The organism is Streptococcus cristatus ATCC 51100, from assembly GCF_011612585.1.
Taxonomy (GTDB): Bacteria; Bacillota; Bacilli; order Lactobacillales; family Streptococcaceae; genus Streptococcus; species Streptococcus cristatus_H.
The window spans coordinates 750,657-772,937 of record NZ_CP050133.1 but is presented as its reverse complement, the minus strand read 5'-3'; the positions used below and the strand labels follow the sequence as shown (position 1 = coordinate 772,937).

18 protein-coding genes are annotated in these 22,281 nt (G+C 43.3%); 6 read left to right on the top strand and 12 right to left on the bottom strand.

Going from position 1 to position 22,281, the window contains the following annotated elements:
• Positions 1–10: 10 nt before the first annotated feature.
• Positions 11–643, top strand: coding sequence for an MBL fold metallo-hydrolase (locus tag HBA50_RS03800; protein ID WP_045496734.1), 633 nt, complete (start codon positions 11–13; stop codon positions 641–643).
• A gap of 476 nt (positions 644–1,119) precedes the next feature.
• Here the strand turns inward: HBA50_RS03800 and ftsX are convergent, their stop codons facing one another.
• The 3 genes from ftsX to prfB all read right to left on the bottom strand — a co-directional run bounded on the left by ftsX (position 1,120) and on the right by prfB (position 3,881).
• Entirely contained in the window at positions 1,120–2,046 is a 927-nt protein-coding gene (ftsX, locus tag HBA50_RS03795; protein WP_005589699.1) for a permease-like cell division protein FtsX, read from the bottom strand.
• Positions 2,039–2,731: a cell division ATP-binding protein FtsE gene (ftsE, locus tag HBA50_RS03790; RefSeq protein ID WP_045496731.1), complete on the bottom strand. Its 693-nt coding sequence runs from the start codon at positions 2,729–2,731 to the stop codon at positions 2,039–2,041. The genes ftsX and ftsE overlap by 8 nt, the downstream gene beginning before the upstream one ends.
• A 54-nt stretch (positions 2,732–2,785) precedes the next feature.
• Positions 2,786–3,881, bottom strand: a protein-coding gene (prfB, locus tag HBA50_RS03785; protein WP_142322394.1) for a peptide chain release factor 2 whose coding sequence is annotated in 2 segments (ribosomal slippage) — positions 2,786–3,808 and positions 3,810–3,881 — 1,095 coding nt in all. Because the reading frame shifts where the segments join, the coding sequence is not laid out codon by codon here.
• Positions 3,882–4,161: 280 nt separating this feature from the next.
• On the opposite strand from prfB, the gene HBA50_RS03780 reads away from it, so the two are divergent.
• Positions 4,162–5,022 (top strand): metallophosphoesterase, encoded by an 861-nt coding sequence (locus HBA50_RS03780; protein WP_045496725.1) that lies wholly within the window; start codon positions 4,162–4,164, stop codon positions 5,020–5,022.
• Here HBA50_RS03780 and HBA50_RS03775 read toward each other — a convergent pair.
• The 3 genes from HBA50_RS03775 to HBA50_RS03765 all read right to left on the bottom strand — a co-directional run bounded on the left by HBA50_RS03775 (position 5,016) and on the right by HBA50_RS03765 (position 9,188).
• Entirely contained in the window at positions 5,016–5,807 is a 792-nt protein-coding gene (locus HBA50_RS03775; protein ID WP_045496722.1) for a DUF2785 domain-containing protein, read from the bottom strand. The genes HBA50_RS03780 and HBA50_RS03775 overlap by 7 nt on opposite strands.
• Before the next feature lie 88 nt (positions 5,808–5,895).
• Entirely contained in the window at positions 5,896–8,592 is a 2,697-nt protein-coding gene (locus HBA50_RS03770) for a cation-translocating P-type ATPase (RefSeq protein ID WP_045496719.1), read from the bottom strand.
• A 191-nt stretch (positions 8,593–8,783) separates the two neighbouring features.
• The gene (locus HBA50_RS03765) at positions 8,784–9,188 is read right to left on the bottom strand and encodes a YwiB family protein (protein WP_045496716.1); all 405 of its coding nucleotides are present in this window, start codon (positions 9,186–9,188) and stop codon (positions 8,784–8,786) included.
• 117 nt (positions 9,189–9,305) lie between these two features.
• Here HBA50_RS03765 and HBA50_RS03760 point away from each other — a divergent pair, with 117 nt between their 5' ends.
• Genes HBA50_RS03760 through HBA50_RS03745 form a run of 4 tightly spaced genes read left to right on the top strand, consistent with a single transcriptional unit; the run spans position 9,306 to position 13,882 of the window.
• Positions 9,306–10,607 (top strand): HD domain-containing protein, encoded by a 1,302-nt coding sequence (locus HBA50_RS03760; RefSeq protein WP_045496713.1) that lies wholly within the window; start codon positions 9,306–9,308, stop codon positions 10,605–10,607.
• Between the two features lies 1 nt (position 10,608).
• Positions 10,609–11,418 (top strand): sugar-phosphatase, encoded by an 810-nt coding sequence (gene yidA / locus HBA50_RS03755; protein ID WP_045496709.1) that lies wholly within the window; start codon positions 10,609–10,611, stop codon positions 11,416–11,418.
• On the top strand, positions 11,418–12,632 hold the full coding sequence (locus HBA50_RS03750) for an aminoacyltransferase (RefSeq protein WP_045496707.1): 1,215 nt from the start codon (positions 11,418–11,420) through the stop codon (positions 12,630–12,632). The genes yidA and HBA50_RS03750 overlap by 1 nt, the downstream gene beginning before the upstream one ends.
• 14 nt (positions 12,633–12,646) lie before the next feature.
• Positions 12,647–13,882: an aminoacyltransferase gene (locus HBA50_RS03745; protein WP_045496704.1), complete on the top strand. Its 1,236-nt coding sequence runs from the start codon at positions 12,647–12,649 to the stop codon at positions 13,880–13,882.
• A gap of 31 nt (positions 13,883–13,913) precedes the next feature.
• On the opposite strand, the gene HBA50_RS03740 is transcribed toward HBA50_RS03745, so the two are convergent.
• From HBA50_RS03740 to HBA50_RS03715, 6 genes are all read right to left on the bottom strand, one after another.
• Positions 13,914–17,729, bottom strand: coding sequence for a GBS Bsp-like repeat-containing protein (locus HBA50_RS03740; RefSeq protein ID WP_045496701.1), 3,816 nt, complete (start codon positions 17,727–17,729; stop codon positions 13,914–13,916).
• A 64-nt stretch (positions 17,730–17,793) separates the two neighbouring features.
• Positions 17,794–18,552 (bottom strand): triose-phosphate isomerase, encoded by a 759-nt coding sequence (tpiA, locus tag HBA50_RS03735; RefSeq protein ID WP_045496698.1) that lies wholly within the window; start codon positions 18,550–18,552, stop codon positions 17,794–17,796.
• A gap of 158 nt (positions 18,553–18,710) precedes the next feature.
• A complete protein-coding gene (locus HBA50_RS03730; RefSeq protein WP_045496695.1) occupies positions 18,711–19,472 on the bottom strand; it encodes an HAD family hydrolase in 762 nt (253 codons plus the stop codon).
• Positions 19,453–19,857 (bottom strand): PaaI family thioesterase, encoded by a 405-nt coding sequence (locus HBA50_RS03725; protein WP_045496692.1) that lies wholly within the window; start codon positions 19,855–19,857, stop codon positions 19,453–19,455. Before HBA50_RS03725 ends, HBA50_RS03730 begins: the two co-directional genes overlap by 20 nt.
• A 245-nt stretch (positions 19,858–20,102) precedes the next feature.
• Positions 20,103–21,293: an MFS transporter gene (locus HBA50_RS03720; RefSeq protein WP_045496689.1), complete on the bottom strand. Its 1,191-nt coding sequence runs from the start codon at positions 21,291–21,293 to the stop codon at positions 20,103–20,105.
• A 78-nt stretch (positions 21,294–21,371) separates the two neighbouring features.
• Complete coding sequence (locus HBA50_RS03715; RefSeq protein WP_045496686.1) at positions 21,372–22,235, bottom strand: Rgg family transcriptional regulator; 864 nt, start codon at positions 22,233–22,235, stop codon at positions 21,372–21,374.
• Between the last annotated feature and the right edge of the window lie 46 nt (positions 22,236–22,281).

The following is a 22,281-nucleotide window of genomic DNA, read 5'->3' as shown; positions in this document are numbered from 1 at the left end:
AGGAAGCCCAATGAAAGTTCACAAAATTGTCAATCTCATCGCTTTTGAAAACACTTATATCCTTGAAAATGACCGTCATGTCATCGTAGTTGACCCAGGCAGCGACTGGCGGAAGATCCAACGCAAGCTAGAAGAAATTGCTAAGCCCATCACTGCTATTCTGCTGACTCATACGCATTACGATCATATTATGAGTCTGGATAAGGTCCGAGATAACTTTGCCAATCCGCCCGTCTATGTAGCGGAGAGCGAAGCAAGCTGGCTCTATACTCCTACTGATAATCTTTCAGGTCTTGACCGCCATGCAGATTTGGAAGACGTCATTCTCAGACCTGCTGAATATTATTTCGCCTATCACCAAGACTACCAACTGGACGACTTTCATTTTTATGCTGTTCAGACACCTGGTCATTCTATCGGAGGAGTTTCCATTATTTTCCCAGAAGAGCAAGTCGTCCTGACTGGTGATGCCCTCTTCCGTGAAACTATCGGCAGAACAGATCTACCGACTGGTAATATGGACCAGCTCCTTGCTGGCATCCGCGAAGAATTATTTGTCTTGCCCAAAGACTATCGTGTCTATCCCGGCCATGGAAATGACACAACGATTGGTCACGAAAAGAATTTCAATCCATTTTTCTAATAAACTAATAACGAGGCAGAAATCAAGACTGCCTCATTTTTTATCTAGTAAATGACTATTTCTATGTAAGAATGAAAAGAGGAGCTTTTAGAAAAAGTCAGGAAATTGCTCTAGAACCTGTCTTTCATGTCATGTCGCTTTTTGCTTAATATGATATACTTGGTTCATAGAAAACAAAGGATGGTCTTCATGATGGATAAAAGAAAAATTTTGTTAATTCTGCTGGCTATTTCATCTATACTAACTCTCCTTGGATTAGGTTTTTCTGCTTATAATTTTTATGTTTTTGACAAGCCTTTTCTAAACAGTACCACAAAAGGCCTCTTGTCTGCATTCTTTTTTACCCTCATTATAATCAGCCTCGGCCTCTCGAAAACAAAGCGATAGTAGTAATTTATATTTTTAATACAATAAAAAAACAAACACCAAATGATGTTTGTTTTCAATCCGAACAGCCTTTGTAGGCTGTTTTTTTATTAAATCTTCAAAAATCGTCTCATAGAAATGGATGAACCAAGTGAACCGATAAAGATTCCCAAGACTGACACAGCCCCAATCATAGCAGGGACAAACAGGTGTGGCTCAATCATGGAAAGATTTTGCGCAACGAGATTTTTATTCATGGTTTGATAGGCCATATTATAACCAAAATAAACTAAAACTACTGGCAAAACTGAACCTAGCAAACCGATCCAAGCGCCTTCAAATAGGAAGGGACCGCGGATATAGCTATTTTTTGCACCCACTAAGCGCATAATCTGAATCTCACGACTCCGTGAAATAATAGTAATCCGAATCGTATTGGAAATCAGGAAGACTGCAATAAAGATGAGCAAGCCTGCCCCTACCAGTCCCCATACTCGGATAAAATCAGATAAGGCAAACAGTTTTTGCGTATTAGCTCCACCATCCTGCACTTCCGAAACGCCTTCCAGCTTCTTGGCTTCTGCCGCAACAGAATCTACGTATTTATGCTCTGTCGTATCGACAATATAAGCATCATAAAGCGGGTTTGAATCCCCCTCAAAGACCTTCCACTCACTTCCCATTGTCTCTGTCAGCTTTTCATACTGTTCTTCTTTACTTGAATAAGTAACCTTTGAGACATGATCCATCGAAGTTAGGGCGTCATAAATCTTATGGTAATCATTATTTTTAACGGTCTGACCTTCTTTAACGATTGTTTTGCTGTTGTCAGCGATGTCTTTGCGCATATAGACAACAATACGAACGTTGTTTGAAATATCAGACGCTAGCTTTGCGGTATTTAAAATAACAGAGGCAAAGATAGCAACTAAACTGAGAGTAATCGTAACTGAACTCACAGCTGCGACTGTCATCCAACCATTCCGCTTAAGGCTCTTAAGCGATTCAATCAAATGACGGAAAAACCTTCTAATCATCGTATCCGTATTCTCCTTCCGCCTCATCACGCACCACACGACCATTTTCGATAGCAATGACGCGGTGACGTAGGGTATTTACAATCTGACTATTGTGAGTCGCCATCAGGACTGTAGTTCCTTGCAGGTTAATGCGCTCCAGCAAATTCATGATTTCCCATGAATTATCTGGATCCAAGTTACCAGTCGGCTCGTCAGCAATCAAGACCTGGGGATTGTTAACAATGGCACGCGCAATCGCAATCCGTTGCTGTTCTCCCCCTGATAACTCATTAGGGAAGGAACGAACCTTGTGCTTAAGGCCAACCAGATCCAAAACTTCCATGACGCGTTTCTTAATATTTCTACGATGCTCACCGATAACTTCCATAGCATAGGCAATATTCTCATAAACGGTCTTTTTAGGAAGTAGTTTATAGTCTTGGAAAACCACACCGACTCTACGGCGTAGCATTGGAATATCCCGTTTCTTGATTTTTCCCAAGTTAAAACCTGCTACAGCAAGGTTTCCTTTATCGATTTTAATTTCACGATAGAGGAGTCTAATAAAGGTTGATTTACCTGCTCCTGATGGTCCTACAATATAGGCAAATTCACCTGGTTCGATATGTATAGATACACCACGTAGAGCAGTTGTCCCGTTGTCATACTTTTTAACAACGTCTTTCATTTCAATCATTGACATGAATTAGTACAATTCCTTTCATCAGAGTTTTTATCTAGCGATTTCACTCTGTTTTTAGTTGAGTCTCCATTTTAAATAGGCATCAATAAATCCGTCTAAGTCTCCGTCCATAACCTTATCTACCTGAGCTACTTCATAGCTAGTTCGATGATCTTTGACCATAGTATAGGGAGTAAAGACATAAGAACGAATCTGACTGCCCCAAGAAATCTCTTTTTTATCTCCCTTGAGCGAATCGACTTCTGCTGCTTTTTTCTCTTGCTCCAACTGATAAAGCTTGGCCTGCAGCATTTTCATAGCTCGGTCACGGTTTCCATACTGGGTTCGGTCAACGGTAGACTGTACGACAATTCCTGTCGGAATATGGGTCAATCTCACACCAGTTGATACCTTATTGACGTTCTGTCCGCCGGCTCCACCTGAACGGAAAGTATCCATCTTGATGTCATCATCACGGACCTCTACCTCAATAGTATCGTCCAACTCTGGCATGACCTCTACTGAGGTAAAGGAAGTATGACGACGTTTCGCCGAATCAAATGGCGAAATCCGAACCAAGCGATGAACGCCCATCTCTGACTTGAGTATACCATAAGCATGCGGCCCTTCAAATGATAGGGTCACTGACTTAATCCCAGCCTCATCGCCAGCCTGATAGTCCAAGACTTCTACTTTGAAGCCCTTGGCATTGCCGAAGCGCGTGTACATTCGCAACAGCATATCGCCCCAATCCTGAGCCTCTGTACCACCAGATCCTGGGTGAATTTCAAGAATGGCGTTGTTATTATCATAAGGCTCTGACAGCAAGAGAGTCATCTCATAGCTGGTCATCATTTTATCAAGCTCGGTTAACTTTTCTTCCAACTCTTCTTGAACCGAGTCGTCCTCAGCCAGAAAATCAAGCAAGATTTCCGATTCATCAAAAAGCTCGGTCATCTGATGAAAATTTTCATAGGTTTGCTTGAGTTCATTGAGCTCTTGAGATGTCTTCTGGGCTGCAATGTTGTCGTCCCAAAAGTCAGGTTCTGTCATCTTATTTTCTAAGATGGCAATTTCTTCTTCCAGACCTTCTAAGTCAAAGAGACCCCCTGAAAGAAGCTAATTTTTCACGATTTGCGTCAATCTTTTGACGAATTTCTGAAATGTCCATAAATACCTCTTTTCATATATCGTTTTATTATAACACATTTTCAGACATTTGCCTAATCGGATAATGAAGCACCTTCATTTTATACAATTTTTAATGGATAGGCAAGAATGGGAGCTGCTTGTTACGGAATTGTTAAAAAAGTAATATAATGACATGGGGTTGGAAGAATTATTCTGGATTACAAGGTTCTAATAATCTATTTGGGATTCAGATAGAAGTGATCCCCTCCATAAGACGCTTAAATATTTTCAAGTTTTTCAAAATATGCTAGACTAAAATCATGACAAGAATCGGATTTATGAGCGACCTCCATCTAGACTCTAATCAGTTTGGAGATTTTGAGCGGCAAACTCTTTGCCAGCTTTTAAAAGAGGAGCAAATTGACCATCTACACATTGCAGGGGACCTGTCCAACGACCTGAACAAGATCAGTTTGCCCTTTCTTGAAACTTTGAAGCAAGAGATTCCCATTTCTTTTAATCTGGGAAACCACGATATGCTGGGACTTTCTGAAGAAGAAATTTCAAACCATGATTTTCAGGTCCAGCAGTTCGGACAAACTAAGCTCGTCAGCTTTTCTGGCTGGTACGACTACAGCTTTGTTCCAGAAAAAAGCAAGGAAGAGCATCTGAGAACCAAGACCAATTTCTGGTTTGACCGTAGATTGGAGCGTCAACTTGACGACCCTAGCATTACAGCTCAGACGCTGCAAGAGTTGGAAAAACTGCTGATGACTTTAGATGGTCCCGTTATTATTGCTCTGCATTTTGTTCCCCATCAAGACTTTCTATACGACCATCCCTATTTCCAACGCTTCAACGCCTTCCTAGGAAGCCAAGCTTTTCATCGGATCTTTGTCAAATACAAGGTGAAAGAGGTAGTTTTCGGCCATCTCCACCACCGCCACCAAAGCCGTATTATCGAAGGTGTCCGCTACCATATGCGTCCTCTAGGCTACATCCGCGAATGGAAACTGACTCGGAACTTTTTTAATGACTTTCCTCAGTATCAAATTCCCCAGATGCACCGCCTGCACAAGCGTTATAATGCTGTTAAAGATTTAGTCGAATTTCTAGACTATAAGAAAAAACACTTGGCAGATGAACTGCGAGATGCTGTAACGGTGATTGAAGTTCAGTAATGGAATGTTTGAATAGCAGCTCTCAGCTCATCTGAGAGCTGTTTTTTGCTGTCTAACTGCACATAGACTTCTAATAAACAAGAGCGAAAATTGGAAAAAGCTATGAAGTCTTGCTTGCTTTCCAAGGGAAAATTCTGTGATTGAAGCCACAGTCTAAGTTCATGCTGCGACAGTTTTTCCTTTAAAACAGCTTGATAGAGCACCTGGGCTAAGCGCCAGTCCTCATCATTTCCGAAACGGACTGAAACTCTTTTAAAAACTTGATGAAGAACCTCTAGAATCTCTGGCATCCTACTGGAGGGAAAGTCCGGATGACAAGCCACTTCTGTCAATAAGTCTGCTCCATGAGCGAAGGCATGAACCCAACCGTATTTCCTGGAGTAACCTCTTGTGTCTCTTTCTACTGACAAATAGCTTAGCCCCTTATCTAGTAAATAGGTTCTTTCTTGTACTGATAAAGCCTGATAATACAAAGAGTTTGGATTACCATCACAGTTTAAGAGATTAGCATAAAGCAAAGCCGTGAAGGAACGTGTTAAGGTGGCTTGACCATTTTCGTCACTCTTGTAAAAAAAACCTTGTCTTTTGACTGCCTCTTGAGCCAAGAAACGAAACTGTTCAACTGAAAACAAATCAGCCTGAAGTCCCCTTGCCAAGGACGAAAAGACTAACTCATCACGGATTGTCGCTTCTGGATGACCAATATGATCCAGCAACCATAAGATTTCTTCTTCACAATATAAAGGAGAAGCTTCTTCCAACTTCTTTCGTAAATTTTGATACATACTTTCACCGTCCTTTCGAGTTAAACTCTTTGAAGTTGATTATACCGCCTTGTACATAAAAAAGCCATCCGTAGATGACTTTTTGCTGTTAAATGGCATTCTTGTCCATACCTAATTTACGTTGGATGAACTTCACAATTTCAACAATGATAATCATAGAGAAACTGCCGATCAGGACAACAGCCCATTGAGTCACATCTAACTTAGTCACATGGAAAATCTTTTCCAGTGGATCAATTACAATAGTTGAAATCAATAGGATGAAAGAAACCAGGATAGACCAGTTAAAAGTCTTAGACTTGAATGGACCAACTGTAAAGATAGATTGGTAAACAGATTTCACATTGTAAGCATGGAAGAGCTGAATAAGTCCAAGAGTTGCAAAGGCCATGGTAAGGGCATCCGCATGGATCGCTTTTACATCACCAATATGTACAGGATTAGCAATAGCATAGCCATAGACGGATAGAACGAGAGCACCTTGTAGCAATCCTTGATAGATGATGGAACTCATGACACCACCAGAGAAGAAGCTAGACTTACGACCACGAGGCTTGTGAGTCATGACACCTGGCTCGGCAGGTTCAACACCAAGAGCGATAGCTGGGAAAGTATCCGTTACCAAGTTGATCCAAAGCAGATGAACTGGTTGCAAGACATCCCATCCAAAGAGGGTTGCCAAGAAAATAGTCAGCACTTCAGCTGTATTAGCTGAAAGGAGATACTGGATGGTCTTTTGAATATTAGAGAAGACCTTCCGTCCTTCTTCGACTGCAACGATAATGGTTGCAAAATTATCATCCGCCAGAATCATGTCAGAAGCTCCCTTAGAAACCTCTGTACCTGTGATTCCCATACCGATACCGATATCGGCTGTCTTCAGAGCTGGTGCGTCATTGACACCATCACCTGTCATGGCAACGACCTTACCTTGGTTTTGCCATGCTTTCACGATACGAACCTTGTGTTCAGGAGAAACCCGAGCATAGACAGAGTATTGACCAACCACTTTTTCAAATTCTGCATCTAAAAGTTCATTGAGTTCAGCACCAGTCAAAACATGGTCTTCCGTATCTCCAGCTTCAATGATTCCCAAACGCTTAGCAATTGCTTCTGCTGTGTCTTGGTGGTCACCTGTGATCATGATTGGACGGATTCCTGCTTCCTTAGCCACACGAACGGCTTCTGCCGCTTCGGCACGCTCAGGGTCAATCATACCGATTAAACCTGTAAAGATTAAATCATTTTCTAGATTTTCAGATGTCAAGTCGGTTGGAACTGCATCAATAATCTTGTAGGCACCAGCCAGCACGCGCAGAGCTTGGTGAGCCATTTCTGAGTTATTAGACTTGATCAACTGTGAAGTAACATCATCAATCGCCGCAATAGCTCCAGCCTTATCACGGGCAACACAGCGTTTCAAGAGTTGGTCAGGAGCTCCCTTGACCGCCACGAGGAACTTCCCGTCTGGCAATGGATGGACAGTAGACATGAGCTTACGGTCTGAGTCAAATGGCAGCTCAGCTACACGAGGATATTTCTCTAAAAATCCTTTGACATCATAACCCTTGTCCAAAGCATACTGGATGAAGGCTGTTTCTGTTGGGTCACCAATTAGCTTCCCTTCTTGGTCAATCTTGGTATCATTGGCTAAGACAACAGAACGTAAGAGTGGCAGTTCCAAGCCAAGTTCAATATCTTGTCCAGCTTCATTCAGAACTCCGTCATAAAAGACTTTTTCGACCGTCATCTTATTCATGGTCAGGGTACCGGTCTTATCTGAAGCGATAATTTCAGTTGAACCAAGCGTTTCTACTGCTGGCAACTTACGGACAATCGAATTTCGCTTAGCCAGAACCTGTGTTCCCAAAGCCAAGACGATAGTAACGATAGCAGGCAGACCTTCTGGAATAGCTGCAACTGCAAGAGCAACCGAAGTCATCAATTCACCAAGCGGATCTTTTCCTTGAATGAAAACACCGACTACAAAGGTCACCGCAGCAATCACTAGGATCGCATAGGTCAGAACCTTAGACAGGCTATTGAGATTTTGCTTGAGTGGCGTATCAGTCTCATCTGCATCTTGCAACATGCCTGCGATATGACCGACTTCTGTGTACATACCTGTATTGACAACAACCCCTACTCCTCGACCGTAAGTGACATTGGAGTTTTGGAAGGCCATATTCACACGGTCGCCAATACCAGCATCTGCTGCTACGTCGACAGTCAAATCTTTCTCAACTGGCACAGACTCACCTGTCAGAGCGGCTTCTTCGATCTTCAGGGAATTAGCTTCCAACAGTCGCATATCTGCTGGGACAACATCGCCGGCTTCCAGTCTGACGATATCGCCAGGCACCAAATCCTTAGAATCAACCTCTGTGACATGGCCATCACGCAGGACACGCGCAGCTGGGCTGGACATAGATTTGAGAGCCGCAATGGCTTCTTCAGCCTTACCTTCTTGGTAGACACCAAAGATAGCATTGATGATGACAACAGCTAAGATAATCACAGCATCCGCAATATCCTCACCACCTGACGTCACAACAGACAAGATAGCCGCTACCAACAAGATGATAATCATCAAGTCCTTGAACTGCTCAATGAATTTCATCAAGAGAGTCTTTTTCTCTCCTTCTTCCAATTCATTGCGACCGTAGTCCGACAAACGTTGCTGGGCTTGGCTGCTGGTCAACCCTTGTTTGGAAGCTTCCATTGCTTGCAAAACTTCCTCAGGACTTTGCGTATAAAAAGCTTGGCGCTTTTGTTCTTTTGACAAAATGTCTCCTCCTTTTGATGGGCCTCTTTCAAAATAAACAAAAAAGAGACCTGTTGATTAACAAGTCTCGCTATTTCATACAAGGCCGGAAATTTCTTTCGTATTGACGACCTTGTAACGGTAAAACCGTTAGCTACTCCCTTGAGTGTATTTATTATACCAAAATTTTTGTATTTTTCAAGGCAGAGCTGTTATTTTTCAAACTTTTCTTCCGTCCATTCGATTTTCATCTGATAGGAAGCAAAAAGCTGATCATCGTCGGCCCTTTTCAAATCATAGTGAAGTTCCAAATCTTGATTTTCTGCATCTAAGTGATAGTGCTGAGTGTCTGTCACAAACTGTTGAGCTCCTAGCGGAGTCGGGATGGATACTACATGCTGACCATTCTTAATAAAATGAAGAATAGTCTTAGGCTCAGAAAAGCGGGTCATGGTCAGCTTGTCCTCATCAAACTTCAGAACGACCTTTTCCTGCTCCTCGCTCTGATAAATCAAATAGTTATTGCTTCCTTTTTTTGTCCATTCTACATCGTAGACCTGGTCAATCAACTCCATTTGTTCATCTAATTTGATTTGATTTCTCATTCTAATTTTCATGATTTTCTCACATTCCTTGTTTCTTTCCTCTATTTTACCAAAAATTTCTTGAGAATTCTTCCTTTCTACTTCAGGCTTTGAATTTCGTCCACTGAGCATTTATGATATAATAGGACTATGATTGAAAAAGTATTTCGAGATCCTGTCCATAATTATGTGCATGTGGATCATCAGGTCATTTATGATTTAATCAATACCAAAGAATTTCAACGGCTGCGCCGCATCAAACAGCTGGGTACTTCCGGCTATACCTTCCACGGCGGGGAGCACAGCCGTTTTTCGCATTGTCTGGGAGCTTATGAGATTGCCCGACGTATCACCAAGATTTTCAATGAAAAATACAGCAAGGTCTGGGACAGTCACGAAAGTCTGCTGACCATGACGGCTGCTCTTTTGCATGACTTGGGACATGGCGCTTATTCACATACTTTTGAACGCCTCTTTGATACCGACCATGAGGACATTACGCGGCAAATCATCACTAGTCCTGAGACAGAGATTCATCAGGTCTTGGTGCAGGTTTCGCCGGACTTTCCAGAAAAGGTAGCTAGCGTCATCAACCATACCTACCCCAATAAGCAAGTGGTCCAGCTGATTTCCAGCCAGATTGATGTGGATCGGATGGACTACCTCTTACGAGATTCCTTCTTTACCGGCGCTTCCTATGGGCAATTTGACTTAACCAGAATTTTACGAGTGATTTGTCCAGTAGAAAACGGCATCGCCTTCAAGCGCAATGGCATGCATGCAGTAGAAGACTATGTAGTCAGCCGCTACCAGATGTACATGCAGGTTTATTTCCACCCGGCCAGTCGAGCTATGGAAGTTCTGCTGCAAAATCTGCTCAAGCGGGCCAAGTTTCTCTATCCGGCTCAGAAGGATTATTTTGCGCTGTCATCGCCCAATCTCATTTCATTCTTTGAAAACAGAGTGACCCTGCAGGATTATCTGGCCTTGGATGATGGTGTTATGAATACCTATTTCCAAGTTTGGATGACGAGTCCAGACAAGATTTTATCTGACTTGGCTCAGCGTTTTATTAACCGCAAGGTCTTCAAGTCTATCGTCTTCTCCCAGGAGAACGAAGCGCATTTGGATATCATGCGAGACCTTGTTGGACAAGTTGGCTTTGACCCTGATTACTATACTGCTATCCATCGTAATTTTGATTTGCCCTATGATTTCTACAGGCCCGATGTTGAAAAACCCCGGACCCAGATTGAGATTCTGCAAAAAGATGGCAGCTTAGCAGAACTGTCCAGCCTGTCTCCTATCGTCCATTCGCTGGCCGGCACCAGACAGGGCGACAATCGCTTCTACTTCCCCAAGGAAATGCTGGCAGATACAGGACTTTTCAGCGAAAAAAACCAGACCTTTATGCACTATATCAAAAACGACCAATTTACCTACGGAGAATAATATGTCTATCAAATTAGTTGCCGTTGACATTGACGGCACCCTTGTAAATAACCAAAAAGAAATCACGCCTGAAGTCTTCAGTGCTGTTCAGGATGCCAAGGCTGCTGGCGTCAAAATCGTCATTGCGACCGGCCGTCCTATTGCAGGTGTTAAAAAACTCCTCGAGGAGCTAAAGCTTAATCAGCCAGGCAACTATGTCGTGACTTTCAATGGCGGACTGGTGCAGGATACTGTTACAGGTCAAGAATTAATCAAAGAAACACTAACCTACGACGACTATCTGGATATCGAACTGCTCGGGCGAAAATTAGGCGTTCACATGCATGCCATCACAAAAGACGGCATCTATACGGCCAATCGCAACATCGGCAAGTACACTGTTTACGAGTCCAATCTGGTCAACATGCCGATCTTCTATCGTACGCCTGAAGAAATGGCTGATAAAGAAATCGTCAAGTGCATGTATGTCGATGAGCCAGAAATTTTGGACGCAGCCATTGCCAAGCTTCCACCGGAATTAACCGAAAAATATACACTAGTTAAATCAGCTCCTTTCTATCTAGAAATTGTCAAAAAAACTGTCAATAAAGGGGCTGCTATCCTCCATCTAGCTGAAAAACTTGGCTTGAGCAAGGAGCAGACCATGGCTATTGGTGATGAAGAAAACGACCGCGCCATGCTAGAAGCAGTCGGCTCTCCTGTTGTCATGGAAAACGGCAGAGAGGAACTCAAGAAAATCGCCAAATACATCACCAAGTCGAACGAAGAATCTGGCGTAGCACACGCTATTAGAGAGTGGGTTTTAAAATAATGTTTAGCTACAAAATTGGAATTTCAGCTCAAGAACACGATGATTTTGTCACGGCTCATCCGCAGGCCAATCTTCTGCAGAGTTCTGCCTGGGCTCAAATCAAGGATAACTGGGGAAATGAACGTCTGGGCTTCTATAAAGACGACCATTTGGTTGCTGCAGCCAGTGTCCTGATTAAACCACTGCCCTTGAGGATGACCATGCTTTATATTCCGCGCGGTCCCATCATGGACTATGGTGACAAAGAGCTGCTGACCTTTGTTTTGGCGTCGCTCAAGAAATTTGCCAAGGAGAAAAAAGCGCTCTTTGTCAAGTTTGACCCCAGCCTCTTTCTGGCAGAAAGCAAGATGGGTGCTGAATTGCAAGACAATACAGAGACAGTTGAACTGATTCAAGAGTTGCAGCAGGCAGGAGCTGTCTGGGTCGGACGGACTGAGTCTCTGGATGAAACCATCCAGCCTCGCTTGCAGGCCAATATCCATAAAGAAGATTTCAGCGAGGAGCTGCTTTCTAAGAGTACCCGACAGGCTATTCGTACAGCCCGTAACAAAGACATTCAAATCCAATTTGGCGGAGCAGAATTACTGGATGAATTTTCAGCCCTGATGAAGAAAACGGAAAATAGAAAAAACATCCACCTACGCGGCAAAGACTATTATCAAAAACTCTTGGACACTTATCCTGACCACTCCTACATCACCTTATCCAGCATTGATCTAAAAGAACGCTTGGAAGACTTGCAGACTCAGCTGACCAAGACACTTAAGGAAGCAGAGAAATTTACCGAGAAAACCAAGCCCGGAAAGATTGAGAATAACCAGCAAGAACAAAAACGCCTCCAAGAAGAGATTGACTTTCTGCAGGACAAAATCAGTCAAGGGGCTGCTGTCGTTCCCCTGTCTGGCACCTTGGTCTTAGAATACGGCAAGACCTCTGAAAATATCTATGCCGGAATGGATGAGGAATACCGTCGTTATCAGCCTGCCATCATCACTTGGTACGAAACGGCTAGACACGCTTTTGAGCGCGGAGCAGATTGGCAAAATATGGGCGGAATCGAAAACGACCTCAAGGGCGGTCTCTACAGCTTTAAATCCAAGTTCAATCCAACCATTGAGGAATTCGCTGGTGAGTTTAACCTGCCAACCAATCCTCTCTATCATCTCTCCAATCTTGCCTACACTATCAGAAAGAAACTGCGCAGCAAGCATTAACAGAAAGGAAGCCTATGACCTTTAAACTTCTCAGCCAAGAAGAATTCATCCAGCATACCTTAGCTAGCTCCCAACGTTCTTTTATGCAGACCGTAGAAATGGCAGAGCTGCTGAGCAAACGTGGCTTCAGTACCCAGTATGTCGGCTACACCGACCCGCAGGGACAGGTAGTGGTGTCTGCTGTCCTCTACAGCATGCCTATGACTGGCGGTCTTCACATGGAAATCAACTGCGGCCCTGTCTCTACTGATGCTCAATACCTGACCCCCTTCTATCAAGCTTTGCAGGCCTATGCTAAAAAAGAAGGCGCTCTAGAGCTGATCATCAAGCCCTACGAGACTTATCAGATCTTTGACAGCAATGGCCAGCCCACATCTGATGAAAAAGCCGAGCTTATCCAGCAACTGACTGACTTGGGCTTTGCCTTTGACGGCTTACAGACAGGCTATCCAGGCGGGGAGCCTGATTGGCATTATGTCAAAGATTTAGCTGGTCTGACGGAGAAAGACCTGCTCAAATCCTTCAGCAAAAACGGCAAGGCGACAGTTAAAAAGGCTAATACTTTTGGTATCAAGCTAAAAAGACTGGAACGTGACCAACTCAGCATTTTTAAAGACATCACAGCTGCTACTTCTGACCGGCGGGAATATGATGACAAGCCACTAGACTACTATCAAGATTTTTATGATAGCTTTGGTCAACAGGCGGACTTTATGACAGCCAGTCTCAACTTTCAGGACTATCTCCAAAACTTACAAAAAGATCAAGATAAACTGGGCCAGAAAATTCAGAAACTGCAAGCAGACTTGGAAAAAAATCCGCAGTCTGAAAAGAAGCAAAATCAGCTGCGAGAGCTTTCCAGCCAGTTTGACAGCTTTGAAACCCGCAAAGCAGAAGCCCAAGAACTGATTGATAAGTACGGCGACCAAGACCAAGTTTTGGCTGCCAGCCTCTTTATCTACACCCCCCAGGAAGCAACCTATCTTTTCAGCGGCTCCTATCCTGAGTTTAACAAATTCTACGCTCCAGCCCTGCTGCAGGAATACGTTATGACCGAAAGCATCAAGAGAGGCATTCCATTTTATAATTTCCTCGGTATTATGGGAATTTTCGACGGTTCTGACGGTGTTCTGCGCTTCAAACAGAACTTCAACGGCTTCATCGTCCGAAAAATCGGGACTTTCCGTTATTATCCTAACCCACTCAAGTTTAAGCTGCTTCAGCTCATAAAGAAAATGCTAAGACGTTAAAAAACCAAGGTTTCCCTTGGTTTTTTTGTGTTTATCTATAACGAGGTGACGCGAAACCACGGATATTTCCATGACCAATACGATAAGTATTACGTTTAACTTCGTCGTTACTGTTACCTTCAATCGTATGAATGATACCATTTTCAACTTTTTCGACAATACCGATATGATCAGCCCAGCCATCATTTTGCTGGGTATCTTTATCCCAGTTAAAGGTGATAATATCGCCCGCTTTAGGTGTAGAATTACCATCTTCATTCCAGATACCTAGACGTTTAAAGATATGAATATGGCGCTCAACACCACATTCGCGACCGATGAGATCGCTCAAGCCTTCTCTTTGGAAAATAACTGTTGTGAAAATGTCGCACCAGTCATCTGAATTCTTTACAGCATAACCGACTGGTAGCGGTCTAACGCTATTATAGTCATTGACCAAACGGTGGTGCTCAGCACTGCCTCCCTTGACGCCAACCATCGCTGCTGCTGCTGCAAGAACACGATCACGCTGATTGCTAGGCGATTGAGGATGTTTGATAGAAACCGTGGTCTTCTCTCCACCAGCTCCTTGCAGCTGATTGCGATTGTTCAAGTAATATAGGTGAACATTGTACTCGCCTTGGCTATTTTTATGGTCTCTTGCATAAACATGCTTGCGATAAGTACCATCAGCTTGGCGTTCCGCCGTATACCATTGAATATCATCTTGTCCATTTTGACTGGACCAAGTTGGCAAATAGACAGTTTTGACACCTTCTGGAGCTACAACACCAGAAACGACGATATCAAATTCACCAGTTTCATTGTTTTTATTTTGAATACTGATTTTTCCCTGTGGTTTCTCCCCTGTCGCAATGGAAACCTTAGTTGTTGTGCCACCAACACCGACCATCTTACCGTCGTTTTGGACATAGTACAAGTGGACACTGTAGTCGCCGACAGAGTTTTTGTGCTCACTGGCACGAACGGTGAATTTATAAGTGCCGTCTGACTGTCTTTGTGCCTTGTGCCAAATGATGTCATCTTGACCATTCTCATTTGACCAAGTTGGAAGCAGTACTTCACGAACACCTTGGGGGCTAGAAACCTCGGACACGATCACATCGAATGTACCGGTCTTGGGATTGTTGTTGGCAATAGTCAACTTGCCTTCTGGTTTCGCAGCTGAAGCAAGACTAACCTTAGTCGTTGTACCACCGACACCAACCAACTTGCCATCATTTTGAATATAGTACAAGTGGACGCTGTAGTCGCCGACAGAATTCTTATGCTCGCTGGCTCGAACCGTGAATTTATATGTACCGTCTGACTGTTTCTGTGCCTTGTGCCAGATGATGTCATCCTGACCTTGTTCATTTGACCAAGTTGGAAGTAAGACTTCACGAACGCCTTGCGGGCTGGAAACCTCGGACACGATCACATCGAATGTACCGGTCTTGGGATTATTGTTGGTAATAGTCAGCTTGCCTTCTGGTTTCGCAACGGATACCTTAGTCGTTGTACCACCAACACCAACCATCTTGCCGTCATTTTGGACATAGTACAAGTGGACACTGTAGTCACCTACAGAGTTCTTATGCTCGCTAGAACGGACGGTGAATTTATAAGTACCGTCTGACTGTTTCTGTGCCTTGTGCCAGATGATGTCATCCTGACCATTTTCATTTGACCAAGTCGGAAGCAAGACTTCACGAACGCCTTGCGGACTAGAAACCTCGGACACGATCACATCGAATGTACCAGTCTTAGGATTGTTGTTGGTAATAGTCAGCTTGCCTTCTGGTTTCGCAACGGATACCTTAGTCGTCGTACCACCAACGCCGACTAACTTGCCGTCGTTTTGGACATAGTACAAGTGGACACTGTAGTCACCTACAGAGTTCTTATGCTCACTAGCACGAACCGTAAATTTATATGTACCATCTGACTGTTTCTGTGCCTTGTGCCAGATGATGTCATCCTGACCTTGCTCATTTGACCAAGTTGGAAGCAAGACTTCACGAACCCCTTGTGGGCTAGAAACCTCGGACACGATCACATCGAATGTACCCGTCTTGGGATTGTTGTTGGTAATAGTCAGCTTGCCTTCTGGCTTCGCAACGGACACCTTAGTCGTTGTGCCACCGACACCAACCATCTTACCATCGTTTTGGACATAGTACAAGTGGACACTGTAGTCGCCGACAGAATTCTTGTGCTCGCTAGCACGGACGGTAAATTTATATGTACCGTCTGACTGTCTTTGAGCCTTGTGCCAGATAATATCATCCTGATCATTCTCATTTGACCAAGTTGGAAGCAAGACTTCACGAACCCCTTGTGGGCTAGAAACCTCAGAAACAATCACATCGAATGTACCGGTCTTGGGATTATTGTTGGCAATAGTCAGCTTGCCTTCTGGCTTAGCAACTGAAACCTTAGTCGTTGTACCACCGACGCCGACTAACTTGCCGTCACCTTGAACGTAATACAAATGAACATTGTATTCGCCCGTAGAACCTTTATGGTTGGCAGCATTCACTGTCAGCTTATAAGTCCCGTTGGCTTGCTTCGTTGCAGTGTACCAAACAATATCATCTTGTCCACGCTCACTGGACCAAGTCGGAAGTTTAACTTCCTGAACTCCATGTGGTGCGGAAACTTCGGAAACAACAACATCAAATGTGCCAGTTTTTGGATTATTATTTTGAATACTAATCTTACCTGTCAGCGGTTGTTTAACCAAAGTAGCTCTAGCTGTAAATCTACCAGAGTAGTCAATACTTTGGTCAAAAACATGCTTACCAGAAAGCAGTTGCGCTTGAGAAGTAAATTGCCAAGCTCCTGCTCTGCTATTGTACTTCAAATTTTTAGCATCATTTGCACTTAGCTTCGGTGCTGGGTACTGAGCAATCCAAAAATTATCAAGGCCAAAGAGAGATGTATTGATTGAACCTTTGTGGCGTAGGTTGTTCTGGTCAACCCAGCTAGCACTTGTGTAATACATCAGATTTGCATATCCCTGCTTGCGCATTTCATCTGCCCAAGCCTGAGTATGCTGGTTGATCCCCGTTTGCATTTTAGGGTCTTCCATGTCATTGACCATGACTGTATTTTTAGGCAGGGACAGTTTATTAGCAAAAGCAGCATAGTAACGAGCCTCTGCTCTCGCTTCTGCATCATTTGTATAGTGCGAGAAGGCATAGGTTGATACTTGCAAACCAGCTGCTTGCGCATTTCGAACCTGAGACTCAGCATAAGGATTAGTATAGTGGGTTCCTTCTGTCAGTTTGACAACGACACCGCCAACACCTTTGGATGCTAATTGGCGATAGTCTTCTACGCTGATATGGCCGTTATGACTACTCACATCCACAAAGGTAGAGCCCTTGATTTCTGCTTGTGAATTCCCACGCGCTGTTTGTCCTGCTGAAGAAGCCGCATTATAAAAAGAAGTGCTGCCTTTTTTAGATACAGGATTGGCGCTGATCGCTGGGGAAGTCTGCTCAGCCTTTACTGGATTCTGAATCGCTTCAGAAGCAGCTGCCTTTGCTTGTTCACTCGCTTTATTTTCTGGCACATTCTCCTTGACCAGACTAGCAGCAGGTGCCAGATTTTCTGGTGCCTTGTATACTGTACTAGCTTCAGATTTTGCGGCCGAGCTTTCTTGTTTGACTTGACGATCTGTGGATACCGCTTCTGGTAAGGATACCTGCTGAGGTTGATGATCCTTTTCTACTTGAAGTTCTGCCTTAGCTACTTCAGGGTCTGTGGTTGTCGGAGTATTTTCTTCTGCCTGTACCACGTTAGCCGTTGCTGCTAGCAATATGGCAGTACTGGCTAAATAGATAAGTTCCTTTGATTTCACCTTTTATCTCCAAACTTTTAAAAAGCTTGCCACCTTTAAGGCAACAAGCCATTTATTGTTATTCTTATTTCACAAAATCAAGAAGAGCTAGGAAGCTTTCTGCTTCAAGTGATGCTCCACCAACAAGAGCTCCGTCCACATCTGGACAAGCCATGTATTCTGCAACATTTTCAGGTTTAACTGAACCACCGTATTGAACGCGAACTTTGTCAGCAACTTCTTGACCAAAGTCAGCAGCTACAACGTCACGAACAACTTTACACATTTTTTGTGCGTCGTCTTGTGAAGCTGATTTACCAGTACCGATAGCCCAGATTGGCTCATAAGCGATAACAGTTGCAGCAACTTGTTCAGCTGTCAAGCCAGCCAATGCAGCAGATACTTGAGCACCTACGAATTCAGCAGCTTTACCAGCTTCGTAAGTTTCAAGGCTTTCACCACAACAGATGATTGGAAGCATACCGTTTGCAAAGATTGCTTTAGCTTTTTTGTTGATATCTTCGTCAGTTTCATGGAAGTAGTCACGGCGTTCTGAGTGACCGATAACAACGTAGTCAGTACCGATTTCTTTCAAAACTTGTGGGCTTGTTTCACCAGTGAAAGCACCTGCATTTTCAAAGTAGCAGTTTTGAGCAGCAACTTTAAGGTTTGAACCTTTTGCAGCAGCAAGAACAGTTGTCAAATCAACTGCAGGAGCTGCGATACCTGCTTCAACAAGGTCTGATGAAGGAAGTTTTGACGCAACTGCTTCAACAAATGCTTTTGCTTCTTCTGGATTTTTGTTCATTTTCCAGTTACCAGCGATAAATGGTTTACGTGACATTTCACATACCTCTTCTATTTTTATTTATATGGGCTATTATATCATAAGAAAGCAAATTAATAAAGGTTATCCACAATTTTTCATCAAATCGTAATGTTTCTCTGAGTTATCCACAGTTTTGGCTGTGAATAAATCATTCAAAGACCTCGTAACATCTTTTACTTCCTATTTTCCAGCAGTTCTTCTATATCCGTAATGACTCTGGCCTGCATTTTATTAAGCTTATTTATCTCTGCAGCTGAGTATGGAAAGGTGTTCAGCAAAACGCTATCAATTCCAACAGCTTGAGCAATAGCCATATCCGTAGAAAAATCATTGCCAACCATCACCGTAGCTTCTGGATTGAACTGATTCTCCTCCAGTACGAGTTCTAACCATTCTGCTTGTGGTTTTTTGATCTGATAATCCGAAGAAATATAAACTTTGTCCAGATAAGCAGCACAACCCGTCAATTCAATTTCTGGCATTGTAAAAGCCTTTTGAGCATTAGAGAGCAAAATAACATCGCCTCCCTGGTCCTTAATAGCCTTTAAAACTTTCAAGGTATTGGGATAGGCATGGAGCTGACGACGGGACAAACTCCGAAACGTTACGGCCAGCTGCTCTCCCCAAGCCTGCACATCTGGAAGCGGAGTCTGGGTTTCATGCTTAGTTGGAGCTTCCTGCAAAAGCTGAATGAAAACCGCCACCAAATCAACCTCTGGATAGGCAAGGCCTTTCTCTTGAGCTATCTTGTTTTCCTGCTCTACTACCAATTGTCCATACTTCTTTTTCAAGTCTTCTGGCTGATAATCTGCTCCATATACTGCATAGATGCGGGAAAGATACAACCATAAAGTCGGATCCTCTTCGTCAGTTCGGATATCTACTAGTGTTCCGTAAAAGTCAAAAAGATAATGTTTATATTCTAACTTGTGCATTTTCGCCCCTTTCGCCAGTGACAAACATGGTAAAGGTCCCCTTGCAGACATTCTTTCCATCTTGGTTGACAATATCCACATCCACCACTCTAGTCGTCCGGCCAGTATGGATACAGCTCCCCTCAATGCTCAGAGTATCGCCTAGTTTAGCCGCTTTAAGATAGTTGATGGAAGATTGCAAGGTCACAGCGTCAGCTCCTTGTGAAATGACAACCAAACCACTTATCTGATCGCACAAGGTAAACAAGTAGCCTCCATGTGCATTGCCATAATAGTTCAGAGAAGAGGGGACGACCTCTGTGGTTACTAAAACATGGCCATCTTTGGCCTCCTCAATTTTATAGTTTTCAAATGCTGAAATCGCATCAAAATGAAAATCTTTCATTCCTCACTCCATTAATTTTACTTATACTTCATCATACTACTTTTACTAGCAAGGAACAATGATTATATATACATTCCAATGGAAAAAATTCTTCTACAAGCGATTCAAACACTTCGCACTACTAATTTATCAGCCAATTGGACTAGTAGCTTGGAAATAAAGTTCTAAGCCAAATTAGGCTGGTAATGAATTTAAAAATTCTCAGTTGAAGATTTGCAAGACAAAACATTAAACTAGGTTGGAAATCACTCCAACCTAGTTTGTTCTATTTTCTTTTGATAAAGGTAGGAAATCAAAGCCAGTCCCATCACTCCGAAACCAATCAGAAGAAAGGAAAGGGTGCGGACACTTGGCAGCAGCGTCATCAGAAAAGTCGCAGGAGGCATGAAAAGAATTGCCAGCGTGTAAATCGTTGAGAAAACGCGGCCTAGATACTGCTTATCCACCTTGGTCTGAACCTGGCTGAAGAAATGAATGTTGAACACAGTCATAAAGAGCTCGCAGATAAGATTACCAGAATAAGAAAAATATGGATGAACTGGTATCAAGGCAGAGAGGCCCATGACTGCTACCCCGACACCAGTCAATAGCAGGGCTACAAGTAAGTTGCCCATACTGGCCTTGACCTTGCTGGCTAGAATAGCTCCAATGATTGAGCCTATAGCACCCAAACTCAGAATGGTCGCATAAGAGCCGGTCTTACCGTAAAGCTGATTGGTAAAAGGCAATAGGTAATTAAAGGCCGCAAAGAAAAAATTGACTGCAGAAGCTACCAAGAGTAGAAAGAAGATTTCCTTTTGCTGACGGATATAAACTAAGCCTTCCTTGATATCAATCAGGATATTTCCAAGATTAATGGGAAACTGCTGCTTGCTTGGCTCATGATTAGGCAGAAAGTAAACTAAGGCAAAGGCCAGAAAGAAGCTCAGCGCATCCAGCTGAAGGGTCACACGCAGATTTGCATACTGCATCACAATAAAAGACAAAACTGGAGCTGAGACACTGATGACCTGCAAGGCCAGTTCCAGATGAGAATTGTAGGCTACGATGTCTTCCTTGTCCACAATTTCGGTAATATAAGACTTATTAGCTGGCCGAGAAAAGGCAAAGGCTATAGCCTGAACCACATTAGCAAAAATCAGCGCTCCAATCATGAGCTGATCATTAGAGATAAAAGAAATCAGCAAACAAAGACCGGCACAAATCAAATCCGTTACCATCAGCACCTTACGTCTGGAAAAGCGGTCCGTAATGGCCCCACCCAAAGGATTAAATAAGATAGAAGTGACTAGCTCCGATATCTGATAAATGCCCAAGACCGTCTGTCCCAGAGCTCCCAAAGAAGCAAGCCAGATGCTATTCCCATAGTCATAAAGCATATTTCCAATTTTATTAATAGCAGCCCGTGTAATCAGCTGCGCCGCCTGTCGATTCATAAAAATACCTCCTTCCATTTCTGAAACTATTGTATCAGGAATGGAGGGAGGTTCTTTATTTTTCCCATATTTGGGAAATTATGCTTTTACAAACTTATCGAAATGCTCTTGATAATAGGCGACTTGCTCAGGTAAATTCAGCACTTCAAAGATGTGCATGGCTTCCTGCATTTGCGTGATTCCCTGCTTCTTCTTTCCCTTCTGATAAGCCGCAAAACCTTTGAGATAGAGGAACACATTGCGTTCATAGAGTTTGATGCCTTTGCCAATAATTTTCTCTACGTAAGCCTCAAAATAACTAGCCTTATCAAAAGAACGACTTTCCAAACAGTGCTGGTAACAATTGAGAGCTAGAATCAAGACTAGTCTCTTATGGCGACCGATTTCTTTGTAGTAGTCCTCCCGCTCCATGACTTCCTTGCCCAAACGGTAGACATAGTCCACATCATAAAAGCTATAGAGATTGCCAAAGAGAATCAGCTCATACATAGTCCAGTCTTCCACTTGGAAAAGATAATCAGCCACCTTATCTAAATCCTCTTTCCTCATGCGAAACTGGCTGTCTCGCTGACAAATCAAGCCCTGCATCAAAATCCAATTCAGCTCATAGTAAAGAGGCGCACTGCTGGCCTTGGCCTTTTCCAACTGCTCCGCTTGCAAGTCTTGAAATCCCTTGATGTCATTTGAGTAGTAAAGAGGGATAATCTTACCCATCATGGCCACGTGCTCATGCTGCTGGAAATTCCTTGCCTTTTCCATAAAATTCTCAAGTGTCACATGAATATTATCCAAGAGATCTAAAAATTTCGAGAGGGTCATGTCCGACTCTCCCAGCTCAAAACGAGACAGCTGAGAGGTCGAGCAAACCTGACCCGCCGCTTCCTTCAAAGAATAATGCCCATTTAAACGAAAATCACGAAAAACTTTGCCTAAATCTTCCATTTGCTTACCACTTAAATTCCTTTAATTGCTGTTCTGCTAAAAACTC